Consider the following 17,470-nt stretch of genomic DNA (forward strand, 5'->3'; position numbering starts at 1 on the left):
ATGACAGCGCCCCTCTCCCCTCCCCGCGGCCTGGTGCTGGTGGCCGACGACGATCCCGTGATGCGCCTGCTGATGCGGCAAATGCTCACCCAGGTAGGCCTGGACGTGATCGAGGCCGAGGACGGCGTGCAGGCGCTGGCCAGCTACAAGCACAGCGGGCCGGACCTGGTCATGCTCGACGTCGACATGCCGGCCCTGGACGGCTTTGCCGTGTGCCGCGAAATCCGCCGCCAGGAAGTGGGCGGCACCGTGCCCATCATCATGGTCACGGGCGGCGACGAACTGGAAGCCGTCACGCGCGCCTACGAGGTGGGCGCCACGGATTTCATTTCCAAGCCCATCAACTGGCCCATCCTGGGCCACCGCGTGCTGTACGTGCTGCGCGCCAGCGACGCCATCGCCCGCCTGCGCATCGCCGATGCGCACAACCGCGCCGTGCTGGCCGCCATCCCCGACACCTTCTTTCGCCTGAACCGCGAAGGCTTTTATCTCGACTACGAACAGGGCCACGACGCCAGCGCGGGCTTTTCCCTCAGCGACTGCGTGGGCAGCCATATCCGCGACGTGCTGCCGCCCGAAATCGCCGCGCGCCTGCTCGACAAGGCGCACGCCGTGCTGGCCACGCAGCATATCGGCTCGGTCGACTACACGCTCACGCACGAGGACAGCACGCGCCATTTCGAGGCGCGCCTGGTGGCGACGGGCGCCGACGAAGTGCTGGGCCTGGTGCGCGACATCAGCGAACGCAAGCGCACGGAAGAGCAGATCCGCCGCCTCGCGTATTGCGACAGCCTGACGGGCATCCCCAACCGCCAGGCCTTCCTGGAAACGCTGGAGCGCGAACTGCTGCGCTCGAAGGAGCACGACAAGAAATTCGCCGTGCTGTTCATGGACCTCGACGCCTTCAAGCGCATCAACGACACCCTGGGCCACGACGTGGGCGACCATTTGCTCAAGGTGGTGTCGGAGCGCCTGCGCGAAACCATCCGCCCCAGCGACCTGGTGCTGCGCGCCGAACACGAGTTTGAGGCCAGCTTCGGCGGCAGCAACCTGGCGCGCCTGGGCGGCGACGAATTCACGATTTTGATTCCCGACCTGGAGCGGGTGGAAGACGCGCTGAACGTGGCGCACCGGGTCAAGGAAGCCATGCGCCGGCCCTTCATGATCGAGGCGCACGAGATTTTCGTCACGGCCAGCATCGGCATTTCGCTGTATCCGGAAGATGGCGAGGACTGCAACTCGCTGTTGAAATATGCGGACACGGCCATGTACCACGCGAAGAACTGCGGCAAGAACAATGCCAAGCTGTACAGTTCATCGCTGACGATGGAAATCATGAGCCACGTCAAAATGGAAGTGGGGCTGCGCAAAGCCTTGCAGAACAACGAGCTGTACTTGCTGTACCAGCCGCAGATCGACGTTCCCAGCACGCAGATCGTCGGCGTGGAAGCGCTGATTCGCTGGCGCCATCCCGAGCGGGGCATCATTTCGCCCACGGAATTCATCCCGCTGGCCGAAGAAACGGGGCTGATCGTGCCCATCGGCGAATGGGTGCTGCGCACGGCGTGCAACCAGGCCAAGGCGTGGCAAAGCGATGGCGGACGGGCCATCCGCATGGCCGTGAACCTGTCGGCCAAGCAATTCAAGGATGAAAACCTGATGCAGATCGTGCTCTCGGCCCTGGCCGACACGGGCCTCGATGCGCGCCTGCTGGAACTGGAATTGACGGAGGGAACGTTGATGGACGATGCGCGCGCCACCATGGTGACCTTGGAGCAATTGCGCGGCATCGGCGTGTATCTGTCCATAGACGACTTCGGCACGGGATATTCATCGATGAATTATTTGAAGCGCTTCGACGTGCGGGCCTTGAAGATCGACAAGAGCTTTATCGCCGGCTTGCCGCAGGACACGGAAAACGCGGCTATCACGCGCGCCATCATCGCCATGGCGCATGGCTTGAAAATGGTGGTGGTGGCCGAAGGCGTGGAGACGGACGAGCAACTGCTGATGCTGGAAGAATACGGCTGCGACATGGCGCAGGGATACTTTTTAGGCCATCCGTCGCCGCACGACACGATCACGGCCATGCTGGCCAGGCAGGCGGGCCAGTTGGCCAGCCTGGAAACTAGAGCACTTCGAAGGCAAGGATTTGCGTGACTTGCTGCGGATTAAAATTATCGTCGGAAATCATCACCAGGCTGCGGCGGCCGTTTTCCAGGCGCGGACCCCAGCTGATGCCTTCGATATTGTCGATTCTTGCCAGGCCGACCTTTTCCAGATCCAGCAGCAATCGCTTGCGCGCCGGCACATAGGCTGCGCCCGCCAGCGCGGGGATGGCCTGGATGTCGGTGGCGCCAGCCGTGTCCATCGCGTAGATGCGCACATGGTTCGAATACACGCCGTCGGCGTGTTCCACGCCGGCCCGCTCCACCACCAGCACCTGGTGGTCGTTCACGGCAAGAATTTCCGACACGCCATTGTCCGCCTCGCGCCCCGGCGCGGGCCGCGACGCCACCGGTTCAATCGCATACGCATACTGGCCCAGCACGGTGCCGGCGCGGTCCAGGCGCGTGATGCGCACCACGGAGCCGTTGTCGGGCGTGGCCAGCGGGCCATCCTGGTACAGCGCCGCTTCCATGCCCAGCCACAGGCTCTTGCCGTCCGACGAGAAAGACAGTGCCTCGAAGCTCATGTTGTTGCGCGAGCCGATTTCTTCCTGCGAGACATTGAACATGGCGGGCGTGGGCAAGGTGGCCAGGTAGTGGCCGTCGCGGTCCGCGTGGCGCACGAACGGGTGCAGGCCCACCTTGCGGTTGCCTTCGCTGCCGTACCACAGGCTGCCGTCCTGCGGATCGACGCGGATGGTCTCGATGTCGGGCACCTGGTCGCCCTGGTCCAGTTTTGCGTGCGCCAGGTTCGGGTAGCGGCTGCCGTCGGGCTGCGTGAAGAAATGCACGCTGCTCAAGGTCACACCCGTAAATGCCTTGCTGTCGTAGGTCAAGGCAGCGCGGTAGAAGCGGGCCGGATTGATTTCCGAGCGGTCATCGCTTTCCATCACCCAGCTATTGTTGGCCGCATCATAGTCGATGCCGGACAAGCCGCCCACCGTGGTGCCCTCGAATGCCTGTTTCAAGGCGATGCGCTGTTCGCCGATCAGGCGCAGGCCGGCAATCGGCGCGTCGTGGGGGGAAGCTGGCGCAGGCGGAGAGGACGATGGCGGCGGACGCCAGGGCAAGCGCGGTGCGCGCGCGGTGGAACAATGGAGGCATGATCGGTATCAAATAAGTCAGTTGCGTAGGTCGGATTAGCGTAGCGTAATCCGACAACATTGTTGGCCCGGCCGGTAGCGTCGGATCACACCACCCCATCGGCCTTCAGCCGCGCAATGGCGGCCGCATCATAGCCCAGCGACGCCAGCACCTCGTCGTTGTGCTGGCCCAGGGTCGGCCCCAGCCACTGCGTCTTGCCCGGCGTGGCGGACAGTTTCGGGCTGATGGCGGGCAATTTGACGGGCGTGCCGTCGGCGAAATGGTGTTGTTCGAACATCTCGCGGGCGAGAAATTGCGGGTCGCTCATCATATCGCGCACGGAGTAAATTTTTCCGGATGGCACATCGGCAGCTTTGAGCACGGCCAGCGCGCTGGCTATCGTGTGGGTGGCGCACCAGGCGCCGATGGCGTCGTCGATTTCCTGCGTGCGCGCCACTCGGCCATCGTTGCGCGCCAGTTGCGGGTCGCCCGCCATGTCGATGCGGCCCATGGCCAGCATCAAGCGCTTGAAGATGGCGTCGCCATTACCCGCAATCACGATGTTTTCGCCGTCGCCCGTCGTGTAGGTATTCGAGGGGACGATGCCGGGCAAGGAACCGCCCGTGCGTTCGCGCACCACGCCCGCCTGGTCGTATTCGGGCACCAGCGACTCCATCAGGTTGAACACGGATTCGTACAGGGCCACGTCGACCATCTGCCCTTCCCCGTGCTCGCGCCCACCCGTCACGTCGCGGTGGCGCAGGGCCATCATGGCGCCGATCACGCCGTGCAGGGCCGCCACCGAGTCGCCGATCGACACGCCGACCCGCACGGGCGGGCGGTCGGCAAAGCCGGACACATAGCGCAAGCCGCCCATCGACTCGCCGATGGCGCCGAAACCGGGCAAGTCCTTCATCGGTCTCGTCTGGCCAAAGCCGGACAGGCGCACCATGATGAGGGACGGCTTGATCTGCTTGAGCTGCTCGTAGCCCAGGTCCCACTTTTCCAGCACGCCGGGGCGGTAGTTCTCGATGATGATGTCCGCTTCCAGGGCCAGCTGGCGCGCGATGGCGCGGCCCTCGGGCGACTTCAGGTTCAAGGTCAGACTTTTCTTGTTGCGCGCCTGCACCGACCACCACAGCGAAGTGCCGTCTTTCAGCACGCGCCAGGTACGGATGGGGTCGCCGCCATCGGGCGACTCGATCTTGATCACGTCGGCGCCGAATTCGGCCAGCATGCGGGCACAGAACGGCCCCGCGATCAGGGTGCCCAGTTCCAGGACTTTGATGCCCGTCAAAGGACCAGCCGACGTTTTTTCTTGCATGATTTAGGTTGCCCTGCGGTCGAGCATCGCGCGGGCAATCGTGCCCGCGTCGACGTATTCCAGTTCGCCGCCCACGGGCACGCCGCGGGCCAGGCGGCTCACGCGCAAGCCCCGCGCCTTCAGCATTTCGCTGATGTAATGGGCGGTCGCTTCGCCTTCATTTGTGAAATTGGTGGCCAGCACCACTTCACCGACCACGCCATCGTTGGCGCGGCCCAGTAATTTTTCGAGGTGGATATCTTTCGGGCCGATGCCATCGAGCGGAGACAATCTGCCCATGAGCACGAAATACAGGCCCTTGTAGGTGAGCGTCTGCTCGATCATCAGCTGGTCGGCGGGCGTTTCCACCACGCACAGCAAGCGCTTGTCGCGCTCTTCGTCGAGACAGGTCTCGCACACTTCATGTTCGGTAAAGGTATTGCACAGGCCGCAGTGATGCACGGCATCGACGGCCTGGAACAGGGCGCGCGACAGCATGGCCGCGCCTTCCCTATCGTGCTGCAACAAATGAAATGCCATCCGCTGCGCCGACTTGGGGCCGACGCCGGGCAGGCGCCGCAGCGCCTCGGTCAAAAATTCAAGCGACTTGGACATGGATCAACCCTGCCCCGTGCCACAGATCGAGCGCATGCGGGATTGCATCAGAATGGCATTTTGAAGCCGGCTGGCAAGTTCATGCCGCCGGTCAAGCCTGCCATTTTTTCCGCGGACGTCGCTTCCGCCTTGCGCACGGCGTCGTTGAAGGCGGCAGCCACCAGGTCTTCCAGCATGTCCTTGTCGTCGGCCAGCAGCGATGGGTCGATGGAGACGCGCTTGACGTCGTTCTTGCACGTCATGACGATCTTCACCAGACCGGCGCCGGACTGGCCTTCCACTTCCACCAGCGCCAGTTGTTCCTGGGCCTTTTTCATGTTGTCTTGCATTGTTTGCGCCTGCTTCATCAGGCCAGCCAGTTGATTTTTCATCATGAGAATGCTCCGTTCAATTCAGTTTGTGAGTGTGTTAATCATCAATGCAGGGTCGGCGCGGCGGAGCCGGCCGGTGCAGGGGTAATCGTTCCCGGCACAACAAAAGCGTCGAATGCACGCTTCATGTCGAGCACGAAGGGATCGCTGGCGATGGTTGCTTCCGCTTGCAGCTGGCACGCCTCGCGGTGCGCCTGCGCTTCCGCGCTGGCCGTGTACCAGACGGCGCCCAGTTCCGTATCGACCGCGACCTTGCGGCCGAAGCGCTCGGTCAGCGCGGCCGCCAGTTTTTCCACGTTGGCCGGGCTGCGCCACGTATCGATCGGCACGCGCAGGCGGAACGTGGTGCTGTGGCCGTCGTGCAGGCATTCGATCAGCTCGGCTTGCACGGCCAGCTGCTGGGCCACGCCGCGCAGGGGCAGCACGGCGGCGACGGCCGGCCAGTTGCCGTCCCAGTCCAGGCCCGGCACGGGCGTGATCACATACGGCCCGCTGGGCGCGGCTTGCTTGGCGGCACGCTGCGGCATGACGACGGCCGGCTGCTCGCTGCTTTGCGCGGCGGACGCGGACACGGCGATGGACGCGCTGTCGTCGGAAAATTCGGTGACCCACGGCGGCAAGTCGTCATCGGCGGGCGCCTGCTGTGGCGGTGCCTGGCGCGCCGGCTGCACAGGTGCCGCAGCGGCCACAGGAGCTTCCATCACGGCCACGGGTGGCGCATCGTCCCACGGCGCCGGCGCTTTCGCGGCGGCGGGCCGTGGTGGCGGCGCTGCCTGGACCTGTGCGGCCGGAGCTGGCGCAGCGGCGACAGGTTCCGCTGCTGGTGCCGGCGCAGCCGGCTTGGGCGCCGATGTTGGCGCCGACGGCGCGCTGCCCGGACGGCCTTTCGAGGCGGCGCGGGCCGCTTCCAGCGCCGCATTGATGGCGGCGCGGGCGGAACTGATCGGCGCGCCCGAGGCTGCCGGGGCAGCCGCAGCCGGCGGCGCTGCCGGTGCCGGAGCTGCTACTGGTGCTGGCGCCGGTGCAGCCGCGCGTGGCGGCGGCGCTTCGCTGCGCGCCATGCTGGCGGCGGCAGCGGCCACCACGGCGGGCGGTGTCACGGCCGCATGGCTGGCCACGCTGTTGCTGGCGGCGCGGGCGGCCGGGGCGGATGCGCCGGCTGCGGCGCGCGCGGCGGCCACGGCGGCGGGACGGTTGCCCGGGGCAGCCGCAGGTGCTGCCGCCGGCACGCCATCGGCGCCGCCTATGCCGGGCCGAAAGGCCAGCATGCGCAGCAGGGTCATGGTAAAGCCCGCATATTCATCGGGCGCCAGGCCCAGTTCATTGCGGCCATGCACGGCGATCTGGTAAAACAGCTGCACTTCTTCCGCGTCAAACGCGCCGGCCAGCCGCACGATGTCCGCGTATTCAGGCAAATCCTGCGGCAAGGCGGTCGGCACGGTTTGCGCCAGCGCAATGCGGTGCAGCAAGGTGCCCAGGTCCTGCAGGGCGCCGTTATACGACAGGCTGCGCGAGGCCATCTCGTCGGCCACGGCCAGCAGATCGGCGCCGTCCTGCTGCGCCAGCGCGTCGAGCAGGCGCACCAGATAGGATTGGTCGAGTGCGCCCAGCATGCCTTGCACGGCATCGAGCGTGACTTCGCCGGCCGCGTAGGCGATGGCCTGGTCCGTCAGCGACAGCGCATCGCGCATGGAACCGTGGGCGCCCTGGGCCAGCAGGCGCAAGGCCGGCTGTTCGAAGGCGATGCCCTCCTGCCCCAGGATATTGTCCAGGTGACTGATGATGTGACCGGGCGGCATCTGCTTGAGGTTGAACTGCAGGCAGCGCGACAGCACGGTGACGGGAATCTTTTGCGGGTCCGTCGTGGCCAGAATGAACTTGACGTGCTCGGGCGGCTCTTCCAGGGTTTTCAGCATGGAATTGAACGCGTGGTTCGTCAGCATGTGCACCTCATCGATCATATAGACCTTGAAGCGCGCATTGCTGGGCGCGTAGACCGCCTGTTCCAGCAGCTGCGCCATTTCATCGACGCCGCGGTTCGACGCCGCATCCATCTCTATATAGTCGACAAAGCGTCCCGCATCGATCGCCGTGCACGCTTCGCATACGCCGCAAGGCTGGGCCGTGATGCCGCCCGTGCCATCGGGGCCGATGCAATTGAGCGACTTGGCCAGGATGCGCGACAGGGTCGTCTTGCCGACGCCGCGCGTGCCCGTGAACAAATAGGCGTGATGCAATCGGCCGCTGTGCAAGGCATGCGTGAGCGCGCGCACGACGTGCTCCTGGCCGACGAGCGTCTCGAAATTCTTGGGGCGGTATTTACGGGCGAGGACTTGATAGGACATGCTGAGATTTTACCATGCGATTTTGCGGGTGATCCTGCGCGGCGGGCGCAAGCCTCATGGCCGGGCCAGGTCAATCCTGGCAAACGCGGCAAAGCAGCAATTGTATAACATGGAGAGTGGCATTCTGGAAAATCAGGCAAGCATGCGGACTGGCAAAACACAGCGCCGCAAAACAAAAAAGCCGCCAACGGCAGCTTTACTGTTTGTTTCCCGAAGGAGGCGAGCCTGATCTGCGGCACTCATGGTTAATAGCCGTGGCTGCTTCGTTCCCGACCTGACCAGGTTAGCCATGCCACGATGCGCAGGGGCCCGCCGGGGACAATTATAACCGGTCTGCGCAAGATTGGGAAATTGCCGTGTCAATGCTGTGTGCGTCGGCGCAGGTCGGCGTAGGTCGGCGTAGGTCGGCGTAGGTCGGCTTAGGCCGCAGGCCGTAAGCCGACACTGCTGAGCCGCAACGTCGGGTTACGCGCAAGCGCTAACCCGACCTACAGCCCCAGCTCCTGCCAGATCCCATCCACCTTGGCCTTCACTTCCGGCGTCATGGCGATCGTCGTGCCCCACTCGCGCGTCGTTTCGCCCGGCCATTTATTCGTCGCATCGATGCCCATCTTGCTGCCCAGGCCGCTGACGGGCGAAGCGAAGTCCAGGTAATCGATGGGCGTGTTGTCGACCAGGGTGGTATCGCGGATGGGGTCGACCCGCGTCGTGATGGCCCAGATGACCTCTTTCCAGTCGCGGATATTCACGTCCTCGTCCACCACCACGATGAACTTGGTATACATGAACTGGCGCAGGAAGCTCCACACGCCGAACATCACGCGCTTGGCGTGGCCCGCGTACTGTTTCTTGATCTGCACCACGGCCATGCGGTAGCTGCAGCCTTCGGGCGGCAGATAGAAGTCCGTGATTTCGCTGAACTGCTTTTGCAGCAACGGTACGAACACTTCGTTCAGCGCCAGGCCCAGCACGGCCGGCTCGTCCGGCGGCTTGCCCGTGTAGGTGGAGTGGTAAATCGGGTCGCGGCGCATGGTGATGCGGTCGATGGTAAACACGGGGAAACTGTCCTGCTCATTATAGTAGCCCGTGTGGTCGCCATACGGCCCTTCCAGCGCGTGTTCATAGCCGCTCGGATGATTTTCGTCCGGGTAGATATGGCCTTCGAGCACGATTTCGGCCGAGGCGGGCACGCGCAGCTCGCTGCCGATGGCTTTCACCAGCTCCGTGCGGCTGCCGCGCAGCAAGCCGGCGAACTGGTATTCGGACAAGCTGTCCGGCACCGGCGTGACGGCGCCTAATATAGTAGCGGGATCGGCGCCCAGCGCCACGGCGATCGGATACGGCTTGCCCTTGCTCTGAATCGCATGCTCGCGGAAGTCCAGCGCCCCGCCCCGGTGCGCCAGCCAGCGCATGATGACCTTGTTGCGCCCCAATACCTGCTGGCGATAGATACCGAGGTTTTGCCGCTTCTTGTTCGGGCCCTTGGTGATCACCAGGCCCCAGGTGATCAGGGGCGCGACGTCGCCGGGCCAGCAATGCTGGATGGGCAGGCGCGCCAGGTCGACGTCATTGCCTTCCCAGACGATTTCCTGGCACTTCGCGCCGCGCAACTCTTTCGGCGACATGTCCCACACGGATTTCACCAGCGAACCGAGGCCCAGCAGATCCTTGAAATCCTTCGGCGGTTCCGGCTCCTTCAGGCGCGCCAGCACATGGCCGATCTTGCGCAACTCGCTGACATCTTCCGCGCCCATGCCCAGCGCCACGCGGCGCGTGGTGCCGAACAGATTACCCAGCACCGGCATGTCGTATCCCGTCGGATTATTGAACAGCAAGGCCGGTCCGCCTGCGCGCAAGGTGCGGTCGCACACCTCCGTCATCTCCAAAATCGGCGAAATGGGGGTCGAAATAGGCTTAAGTTCACCCATTTGTTGCAGTTGAGAAATAAAATCTCGCAAATCTGAATATTTCATGTGTTTTTAATTTTTTTTGACGTCGGACGCCGTTGCTGAAGGATCTATGCCAAGTAATTGATTTTATTGGCTTTTGGCACAATGCAAGACAAAAAGTAAGACATAAAAGTAATAAGGAATCGATTCGTTAGTATTGACTTGATATAAAACGGCTTCTACAATTCGCCCAACTTGAAAGAGCACGCCGGCCCAGAGCTTGATTTTAGCGTTTCTCTTTCATTCACGGAGTCGGGGCTCCACATGACATTTTAAGGAGTGTTTTCAAAAGGCGTCTGCCTTACCCCCGGTAAAAGTTGTATTGCGACTGATCCAATACCAGCATGGGACCGATCAGCTCAAGCAAGCAATGACGGCGTTTCTCGCACGCATCCATACGCGGCGGAAACGATGATATTTCTGATGCACGGCATTGGCAGTACCCACAACACCGCGAGACCGCGGAGGGACTGCCTGTTGACGCGACATTTCGGGGAACTCTATGACTCATCGTAGCACTGAAGCAGCATTGCCTGCTTCAACCGTGGCTGGCCAGCCAGCGTTGGCGCGTTTGCGTGCCCGCGCACAAGCCGTTTCGGCACGTGGCGTATTGACCACGGCGCAACACACACTGACAGTCTTCGGCATTTCCGCCCTGGCACTGATCGCCCTGCTGATGTTCCGCCCGGACCTGGGCAAGCAACTGACGCACAGCCTGTTCCCGCTGCCCATGACGGAAGCGCAAGCCGTTGAAGCGCCGGCCCTGTCGGCACTGATGGAAGCGCCTGCATCCGTGCAAATGGCCGCCGCCAACGAGGCGCCTTTGACCAAGGAAGAAAAAGCCTTGCTGGGCACGCAAAAGCAGCAGCAATGGGTCACCAACTGGCTCTCCAAGCGCTACCGCGTGGCCAACGATGCCACCAATATGCTCGTCTCGACGGCGTACCTGACGGCGCGCGAAATCAAGCTGGACCCGCTGCTGATCCTGGCCGTGATGGCCATCGAATCGGGCTTGAACCCGTTCGCGGAAAGCCCGGTCGGCGCACAAGGCTTGATGCAAGTCATGTCGAAAGTGCACCATGAGCGCTTCCAGGAAATGGGCGGCGTGCAGGCAGCCCTGAACCCCGTCGCCAACATCCGTGTCGGCTCGCTGATCCTGAAAGACTACGTCACGCGTGGCGGTTCCGTCGAAGCGGGCTTGAAAACCTATGTGGGCGCCGCCAACTTCGCCACCGACTCGGGCTACGGCTCGCGCGTGCTGGCAGAATACCGCCGCCTGAAGCAAGTGTCGGCGGGCCAGCGCGTGCCGACCAGCACGCCGGTGATGGCATCGAACACGCCAGCGCCAACCAAGGCGCCTGCGCCAGAAAGCGGCAACATTAGCATCAAGATTGCACCGCACAACGAGATCGCCGGCCTGTGACCCTTTAAAAGCCCTCACAGGGGCATCCAAAAAGCAGCACCGAAAGAAAAAGCCACCGCACGCAAGTGCCGGTGGCTTTTTTGTTGCCCTGCGGCAGCAGCCGCAGGAACTACGCTATATATTACTTGCGCTTGTTGGCGCCCACTTCTTCCTCGCGGAATTTCACTGCCAATTTGTCCAGCACGCCGTTCACATACTTGTGGCCGTCGATACCGCCAAACGACTTGGCCAGCTCGACCGCTTCGTTGATGACGACGCGGTACGGGATTTCCATGTTGTTCTTCAGCTCGAACGCGCCGATCAGCAGGATGCCGTGTTCGATGGGCGACAGTTCCGCGATATTGCGGTCGATCAAGGGTGCCATGCTGTCGCGCAGCGCCAGCGAATCCTTGATGGCGCCGTACAGCAGCACCGTGAAATGATCGCCATCGGCCTTGTCGAAGCCGTGGGCCGCGCGAATATTGTTCACGACGGTGGTCGCGTCTTCATTGTTCAGCAGCCACTGGTACAAGCCCTGCAGCGCAAACTCGCGCGCGCGGTGACGCGGCGTGCGGTTTTTGCTGGGATTGGCGAGCAAATTTTTCTCAGTCATGATTGTTACCTGTTCTTAAATACGTATTTACTGCAAATAGTGACGAATACCGCGGCGTGCTGCCAGGCAGCACACTGCGGCGCAAGCACGATTAATCCTCGTCTGTGTCTTGCAACTCTTCCAGCGCTTGCGCTAAATTAGCCATTTCCACTGCCACGCGTGCCGCTTCGGCTCCCTTGACCAGCATGCGCACTTCCGCCTGCTCGTCGTTTTCGGTCGTCAACACTGCGTTGGCGATGGGGATGCCGTAATCGAGACCGATGCGCGTGATGCCCGCGCCCGATTCGTTCGATACCAGCTCGAAGTGGTAGGTTTCACCGCGAATCACGGCGCCCAGTGCGATCAGGGCGTCGAATTGCTCGGTTTCTGCCATTTTTTGCAGAATCAGTGGGATTTCCAGGGCGCCCGGCACGGTCACGTGCAGGATATCTTCATCGGCCACGCCCAGCTTGCTCAACTCTTCCAGGCATGCCGACAGCAAGCCACCACCGACGATTTCATTGAATCGTGCCTGGACGATACCGACGCGCAAACCTTCGCCGGCAAAATTGGTTTCATAGGTTCCTACGCTCATCATATGCCTCTTTAATCTGGTGGTTCAGGGCGACACACACATGCCGCCATCGTTTACTCTCACATCGACGTCTGGCCAGGATGGCACTGAAAACCGGTTACTTCCAGGTCGAAACCGGCCATCGACGGCATCTTGCGGGGGCTGGCCAGCAATTGCATCTTGCTCACGCCCAGGTCGCGCAGAATTTGCGCGCCGATGCCGTAGCTGCGCAAGTCCATGCTGGCGGCACGGCCTTTCGGCTTGGCTTGCGGCGTGTCGAGCGCGGCGAACTGGGCAAACAGCTCGCCCGACGTCTCGCCACAGTTCAGCAAGACCATCACGCCCCGTTCGGACTGCTTGATGGCCGCCATCGAGGCCGCCACCGTCCACGAGTGGGTGGTCGCTTCGCTTTCCAGCACGTCCAGCAGGGAAACGGGCTGGTGCACGCGCACCAGCGCTTCCAGGCCGGGCGCCAGGTCACCATGCACGAGGGCCAAATGGGCCGACGCGCTGGGCTTGTCGCGGAACGCGATCAGGCGGAATTCGCCATGCGCCGTGTGCAGGGTACGCTCGGCAACGCGCTCGACCAGGGATTCCGTCTGGCTGCGGTAATGGATCAGATCGGCAATCGTGCCGATTTTCAAGCCATGTTGCTCGGCAAACACCAGCAAGTCCGGCAGGCGCGCCATGGTGCCGTCGTCCTTCATGATTTCGCAAATCACGGACGCGGGCGTCAGGCCGGCCATGGCCGTCAAGTCGCAACCAGCTTCCGTATGGCCTGCGCGCATCAGCACGCCGCCTTTTTGCGCTTTCAGGGGAAAGATATGGCCGGGCTGGACGATATCGCTGGGCTGCGTACCCTTGGCCACGGCCACCTGGATGGTCTTGGCGCGGTCGGCGGCGGAAATGCCCGTCGTCACGCCTTCGGCCGCTTCGATGGAAACAGTAAAGTTGGTGCCGTAGGCGGTGCCGTTGCGCGACGTCATCATCGACAGGTTCAGCTCGTCGCAACGCTCTTCCGTCAGGGTCAGGCAGACCAGGCCGCGCGCATGCGTGATCATGAAATTGATGGCTTCAGGCGTCACGAAATCGGCGGCAAGCACCAGATCGCCTTCATTTTCCCGGTCTTCTTCATCGACCAGTATCACCATGCGGCCGGCGCGCAATTCAGCGACGATCTCTTCGGTGCTGGATATAGACATCATTGATCCTCTTAGTGAGACTAAAAACTGAAACATCGCGTGCGAATATTCCGCGAATTTCCGGGAATTTTCTTATAACCTGCTATTTTAAAGGATTTAGCGCTTGCAGACCTGAAATAAGACAGCTTTGCGGCATGCGCGCCGCAGCCTGTCCCGCAAAGCGCCGATTCACCGATCCAGCGCAAAGAGGGCGGCAAGACGCGCGCCGCCTGCCGTGCGAAGAGCATAAGATCAGCCAGTCACCGCCACGGCGCTGACACCCCACTCGCAGCGACACCCCACACAGGAGCGGCAACATGAAAACCAACGGATCGGCCATCTGGTCAGGCGGCATCAAGGACGGCAAGGGCGCCATCAGCACGCGCAGCGGCGCCTTGCAGGAATATCCCTACGGCTTTGCCAGCCGCTTCGAAGGCAAGCCCGGCACCAATCCCGAAGAATTGATCGGTGCCGCCCACGCGGGCTGCTTCACCATGGCCCTGTCGCTGATCCTCGGCGAAGCGGGCCTGACGGCGGAAAAGATGGAAACGACGGCCGAAGTGACCCTCGACAAGGTGGACGACGGTTTTGCCATCACGGCCGTCCACCTGATCCTGAAAGCAAAGATCCCGGGCGCCGACCAGGCAACATTCGAGGAATTGACGGGCAAGGCCAAGGCCGGCTGCCCCGTATCGAAGTTACTTAAAGCCAACATTACCCTCGACGCTACCCTGCTGCCCTAGATTTTCGTCACGGGCTTGACGGGCTCCACGGCAGCGACGGGCGCCACCAGCGGCAGGCGCGAGTCGCTGGCCGGCAATGGCCGGTTCATCAAGCCCGGATTCAGCGCCGCATTGTTCAGGTTATACGCGGCGATGGCTGCCGCCACGGACGGATCTTGCGCTGATGGCGGCGGCACGGCCATGCCCGCATTTTGCGCGGCCAGCTCTTGCGCCTGCGCATTTTGCTGTGCCAACTGGGCTTGCGACGTCGCCAGGCCCGCATCGGCTTGTACTTGTGCTTCGCCTGCCAGCGACTGAGCCCGGTCGGACGCCGCCTGTATCGCCCCCGCGGCCTCATTCTGCTGCGCCTGCTGATCGGCATTCATGCGTTCGCTGTCGATACGCTGGGCATCCACGCGCAGGCTGTCTGTCCGCTGCGTCTGCAGCAAGTCCTGCTCATCGATGGTAACGACTGCCGGCGACGGCGGCCGCAATTCCTGCAAGTCCAGGTTCAGCTCTTCCGTTTCCAGTTGCTGCTGCAGTTCCAGTTGCCGTTGTGCAATGGCCGCCGTTTGCGCCGGCGCCCCTTGAACCACGGCCTGCGCGGCATTCGCCGGCACTGTTGCGCCCGTCAAATCCGCTTCGACCACGGCCGCCAGCGGCGCGCCCTGCTGCCGGGCCAGCACGGCGCCCACCTGTGCCAGCACGTCCGTTCCCTGTTGCAAGGCATCCAGGGTGGCATTGCTGTCGGCCGCATACGCGGCCTGTAAAGTGACTGGATTGACATCTTCATTGCGCAAATCGATGCCGATGCGGGCCAGCTGTGCTTGCGTGAGCAGGCTGCCATCCTGCGCCAGCGCGGTGGCCGCATCCGTCGTGCCGTCGCCCGACAGCAAATCGTAGCGCTGCGCCAGGCTGCCCGGCGTGTCGCCGGCCGTCGCCAGCTGGCCGGCATCGATGCCGCTCGTTTGCAGCTGGGCGAACGATTCCGTCAGCTGCCGCGCCAGCGCCAGCAAGTCGTCATTGACATTCACGGGGGTATTTGCCGCGCCGGCCTGCTCTGTGGCGCCCTGCAAGGCCAGCAGTTGCCGGCGCGACAAGGCCACGCCGGACAGGAACTGCCCCAGCGGAGAGAGGTCGACCTGGGTCGATGACAGAGCGGCAAGGGCCGCCGCCGCGCTGGAAGGCGGCACGGGCAGCGCGGGCGCCAGCGCTGCCGTCTCGCCCACGCGGGACATGGCCGGGATGGTGTTGGGCACGGTTGCGCGCGAAATCGGGTCCATGGCTAGCCTCCACTGCGGAAAGCTTCATAGTATGCGCGTCTGCAAGAAAAGCAACACACACTTGGCAAGGCGAAGGATGTGCTGCAGTGTTTTTATATCAGGCGGCAGCCTTGTCCAGCGACAGCATGCGCTCGACATAGCGGGCGATCAGGTCGATTTCCAGGTTGACCTTGCCATCGACCGTCAGGTGTTTCAGGGTCGTCATGGCGATGGTGTGGGGAATCAAATTGATCGAGAAGCGGCAGCCATTGACGGCACCCGCGCCCAGGTCTTCCACGCGGTTGACGGTCAGGGACACGCCGTTGACGACGACGGAACCTTTGAAGGCCAGGTATTTCGCCAGTTCATGCGGCGCTTCGATGACCAGCTCCCACGATTCGCCCACGGCTTCGAACTTGCGCACGATGCCCAAGCCGTCGACGTGGCCGGACACCAGGTGGCCACCGAGGCGCTCGGCCAGGGTCAGGGCTTTTTCCAGGTTCACTTCCGTGGTCGTATCGAGGCCCACGGTGCAATTGAGGCTTTCACGCGAGACATCGACGGCAAAACCCGTGTCCGACTTTTCCACCACCGTCATGCAGGCGCCATTGATGGCGATCGAATCGCCGAGAGCCACGTCAGTCAGCGGCAAGCCGCCCGCATGGATGGTCAGGCGCACGCCGGCATCGAGGCCGCCGTCGAGTGCTTGCACGGTTTCAATCTTGCCGATGGCGGCAACAATTCCTGTAAACATGAACTAACCCTATAAAAGTATTAAAGTATTAATTGCGCTGGACGAATCTTGCAAGGATACGCAAATCTTCGCCCACTTGCTGAACCTGGTGAAATTGCAAAGTGCGCTGCTGTTTGAGATCCGTCAAGGCAGGCAAGGCAAACATGCCTTGCGCATCGCCCAGCAAGGTGGGTGCCAGGTAGACCAGCAGTTCGTCGACGCAGCCTTCGCGGATCAGCGAGCCGTTCAGCTTGGAGCCGGCCTCGACGTGGACTTCATTGCATTGCCGGCGTCCCAGTTCCAGCATCAGCGCGGCCAAATCGACCTTGCCGGCCGCGTTCGGCAACAGGATGACTTCCGCGCCCAGGGCGCGCAACTGCGCCTCCTTTTCCGGGTTGGCCACGGCGGCCACGATCCACGTGCCGCCGCCCTGCAAGATGCGCGCATCGAGGCTGATGTCGAGCCGGCTGTCGACGACGATGCGGCGCGGCTGGCGCGGCGTCTCGACGGCGCGCACGTTCAATTGCGGATCGTCCGCCCTGACTGTGCCGATGCCCGTCAGGATGGCGCAGGCGCGCGCGCGCCATGCATGGCCGTCGGCACGCGCCTCTGGCCCCGTGATCCACTGGCTTTGTCCATTGTGCAAGGCCGTCATGCCATCCAGGCTGGCCGCCGTTTTCAGGCGCACCCACGGCTTGCCGCGCTGCATGCGCGAAAAGAAGCCGATATTCATTTCATACGCCTCGTCGGCCAGCACGTCCGTGGTGACGGCGATGCCGGCCGCTTCCAGCTTGGCCAGCCCCTGCCCCGCCACCAGCGGGTTCGGGTCCGTCATGGCGGCCACGACGCGCCCCAGCCCCGCGCGCACGAGCGCATCGGAACAGGGCGGCGTGCGGCCATGGTGGTTGCACGGCTCCAGCGTGACATAGGCCGTGGCGCCGCGCACGTCGTTGCCGCGCGCCGCCGCATTCGCCAAGGCTTGCACCTCGGCATGATCCTGCCCCGCCGCCTGCGTCACGCCGGCGCCGATCACCTGGCCATCCCGGACGATCACGCAGCCGATGCGGGGATTGGGCGAGGTCGTGTATAAACCGCGCGCCGCCCATTCCAGCGCCAGGCGCATGCCATCGATATCGTTGAGTATTTCCACGGGCTTCTTTGCTTGAAGGT

16 protein-coding genes and 1 other RNA gene are annotated in these 17,470 nt (G+C 63.0%); 4 read left to right on the forward strand and 13 right to left on the reverse strand.

Annotation, left to right across the window (positions count from 1 at the left end; all coding sequences use genetic code 11):
• Positions 1–2,160, forward strand: coding sequence for a bifunctional diguanylate cyclase/phosphodiesterase (locus KY494_RS10030; RefSeq protein ID WP_219890840.1), 2,160 nt, complete (start codon positions 1–3; stop codon positions 2,158–2,160).
• On the opposite strand, the gene KY494_RS10035 is transcribed toward KY494_RS10030, so the two are convergent.
• From KY494_RS10035 to dnaX, 5 genes are all read right to left on the reverse strand, one after another.
• Positions 2,129–3,238 carry an esterase-like activity of phytase family protein gene (locus KY494_RS10035; RefSeq protein ID WP_258194782.1) on the reverse strand — a complete coding sequence of 370 codons (1,110 nt, stop codon included), beginning with the start codon at positions 3,236–3,238 and terminating at the stop codon, positions 2,129–2,131. The genes KY494_RS10030 and KY494_RS10035 overlap by 32 nt on opposite strands.
• Positions 3,239–3,357: 119 nt before the next feature.
• Positions 3,358–4,575, reverse strand: coding sequence for a CaiB/BaiF CoA-transferase family protein (locus tag KY494_RS10040; protein ID WP_219890841.1), 1,218 nt, complete (start codon positions 4,573–4,575; stop codon positions 3,358–3,360).
• Between the two features lie 3 nt (positions 4,576–4,578).
• Positions 4,579–5,169, reverse strand: coding sequence for a recombination mediator RecR (gene recR, locus KY494_RS10045; protein WP_071078710.1), 591 nt, complete (start codon positions 5,167–5,169; stop codon positions 4,579–4,581).
• A 47-nt stretch (positions 5,170–5,216) separates the two neighbouring features.
• Positions 5,217–5,543 carry a YbaB/EbfC family nucleoid-associated protein gene (locus KY494_RS10050; RefSeq protein ID WP_096234483.1) on the reverse strand — a complete coding sequence of 109 codons (327 nt, stop codon included), beginning with the start codon at positions 5,541–5,543 and terminating at the stop codon, positions 5,217–5,219.
• Between the two features lie 41 nt (positions 5,544–5,584).
• Entirely contained in the window at positions 5,585–7,885 is a 2,301-nt protein-coding gene (gene dnaX, locus KY494_RS10055) for a DNA polymerase III subunit gamma/tau (RefSeq protein WP_219890842.1), read from the reverse strand.
• Here dnaX and KY494_RS10060 point away from each other — a divergent pair.
• A complete protein-coding gene (locus KY494_RS10060; protein ID WP_219890843.1) occupies positions 7,884–8,114 on the forward strand; it encodes a hypothetical protein in 231 nt (76 codons plus the stop codon). The two genes, dnaX and KY494_RS10060, sit on opposite strands and share 2 nt — an antisense overlap.
• Here the strand turns inward: KY494_RS10060 and ffs are convergent.
• Positions 8,101–8,199: signal recognition particle sRNA small type (ffs, locus tag KY494_RS10065), an RNA gene on the reverse strand. The two genes, KY494_RS10060 and ffs, sit on opposite strands and share 14 nt — an antisense overlap.
• Before the next feature lie 174 nt (positions 8,200–8,373).
• The gene (gene ubiD, locus KY494_RS10070) at positions 8,374–9,858 is read right to left on the reverse strand and encodes a 4-hydroxy-3-polyprenylbenzoate decarboxylase (protein WP_071650179.1); all 1,485 of its coding nucleotides are present in this window, start codon (positions 9,856–9,858) and stop codon (positions 8,374–8,376) included.
• A 478-nt stretch (positions 9,859–10,336) separates the two neighbouring features.
• Here ubiD and KY494_RS10075 point away from each other — a divergent pair, with 478 nt between their 5' ends.
• Entirely contained in the window at positions 10,337–11,257 is a 921-nt protein-coding gene (locus KY494_RS10075) for a lytic transglycosylase domain-containing protein (RefSeq protein WP_258194783.1), read from the forward strand.
• 121 nt (positions 11,258–11,378) lie between these two features.
• Here KY494_RS10075 and nusB read toward each other — a convergent pair whose 3' ends face one another.
• The 3 genes from nusB to ribBA all read right to left on the reverse strand — a co-directional run bounded on the left by nusB (position 11,379) and on the right by ribBA (position 13,604).
• A complete protein-coding gene (gene nusB, locus KY494_RS10080) occupies positions 11,379–11,849 on the reverse strand; it encodes a transcription antitermination factor NusB (RefSeq protein WP_071078713.1) in 471 nt (156 codons plus the stop codon).
• Between the two features lie 91 nt (positions 11,850–11,940).
• Positions 11,941–12,423 (reverse strand): 6,7-dimethyl-8-ribityllumazine synthase, encoded by a 483-nt coding sequence (gene ribH / locus KY494_RS10085; RefSeq protein WP_071078714.1) that lies wholly within the window; start codon positions 12,421–12,423, stop codon positions 11,941–11,943.
• A 59-nt stretch (positions 12,424–12,482) separates the two neighbouring features.
• Positions 12,483–13,604, reverse strand: coding sequence for a bifunctional 3,4-dihydroxy-2-butanone-4-phosphate synthase/GTP cyclohydrolase II (gene ribBA, locus KY494_RS10090; RefSeq protein WP_219891552.1), 1,122 nt, complete (start codon positions 13,602–13,604; stop codon positions 12,483–12,485).
• 296 nt (positions 13,605–13,900) lie between these two features.
• Between ribBA and KY494_RS10095 the strand changes: the two genes are divergently transcribed.
• Complete coding sequence (locus KY494_RS10095) at positions 13,901–14,326, forward strand: OsmC family protein (RefSeq protein WP_219136415.1); 426 nt, start codon at positions 13,901–13,903, stop codon at positions 14,324–14,326.
• On the opposite strand, the gene KY494_RS10100 is transcribed toward KY494_RS10095, so the two are convergent.
• From KY494_RS10100 to ribD, 3 genes are all read right to left on the reverse strand, one after another.
• Positions 14,323–15,588 carry a hypothetical protein gene (locus KY494_RS10100; protein ID WP_219890844.1) on the reverse strand — a complete coding sequence of 422 codons (1,266 nt, stop codon included), beginning with the start codon at positions 15,586–15,588 and terminating at the stop codon, positions 14,323–14,325. The two genes, KY494_RS10095 and KY494_RS10100, sit on opposite strands and share 4 nt — an antisense overlap.
• Before the next feature lie 97 nt (positions 15,589–15,685).
• Positions 15,686–16,321 carry a riboflavin synthase gene (locus KY494_RS10105; protein ID WP_219890845.1) on the reverse strand — a complete coding sequence of 212 codons (636 nt, stop codon included), beginning with the start codon at positions 16,319–16,321 and terminating at the stop codon, positions 15,686–15,688.
• 28 nt (positions 16,322–16,349) lie between these two features.
• The gene (gene ribD / locus KY494_RS10110; protein WP_219891553.1) at positions 16,350–17,423 is read right to left on the reverse strand and encodes a bifunctional diaminohydroxyphosphoribosylaminopyrimidine deaminase/5-amino-6-(5-phosphoribosylamino)uracil reductase RibD; all 1,074 of its coding nucleotides are present in this window, start codon (positions 17,421–17,423) and stop codon (positions 16,350–16,352) included.
• Positions 17,424–17,470: the final 47 nt, after the last annotated feature.

The sequence above is a fragment of the Janthinobacterium sp. PAMC25594 genome (genome assembly GCF_019443505.1).
GTDB lineage: Bacteria > Pseudomonadota > Gammaproteobacteria > Burkholderiales > Burkholderiaceae_D > Janthinobacterium.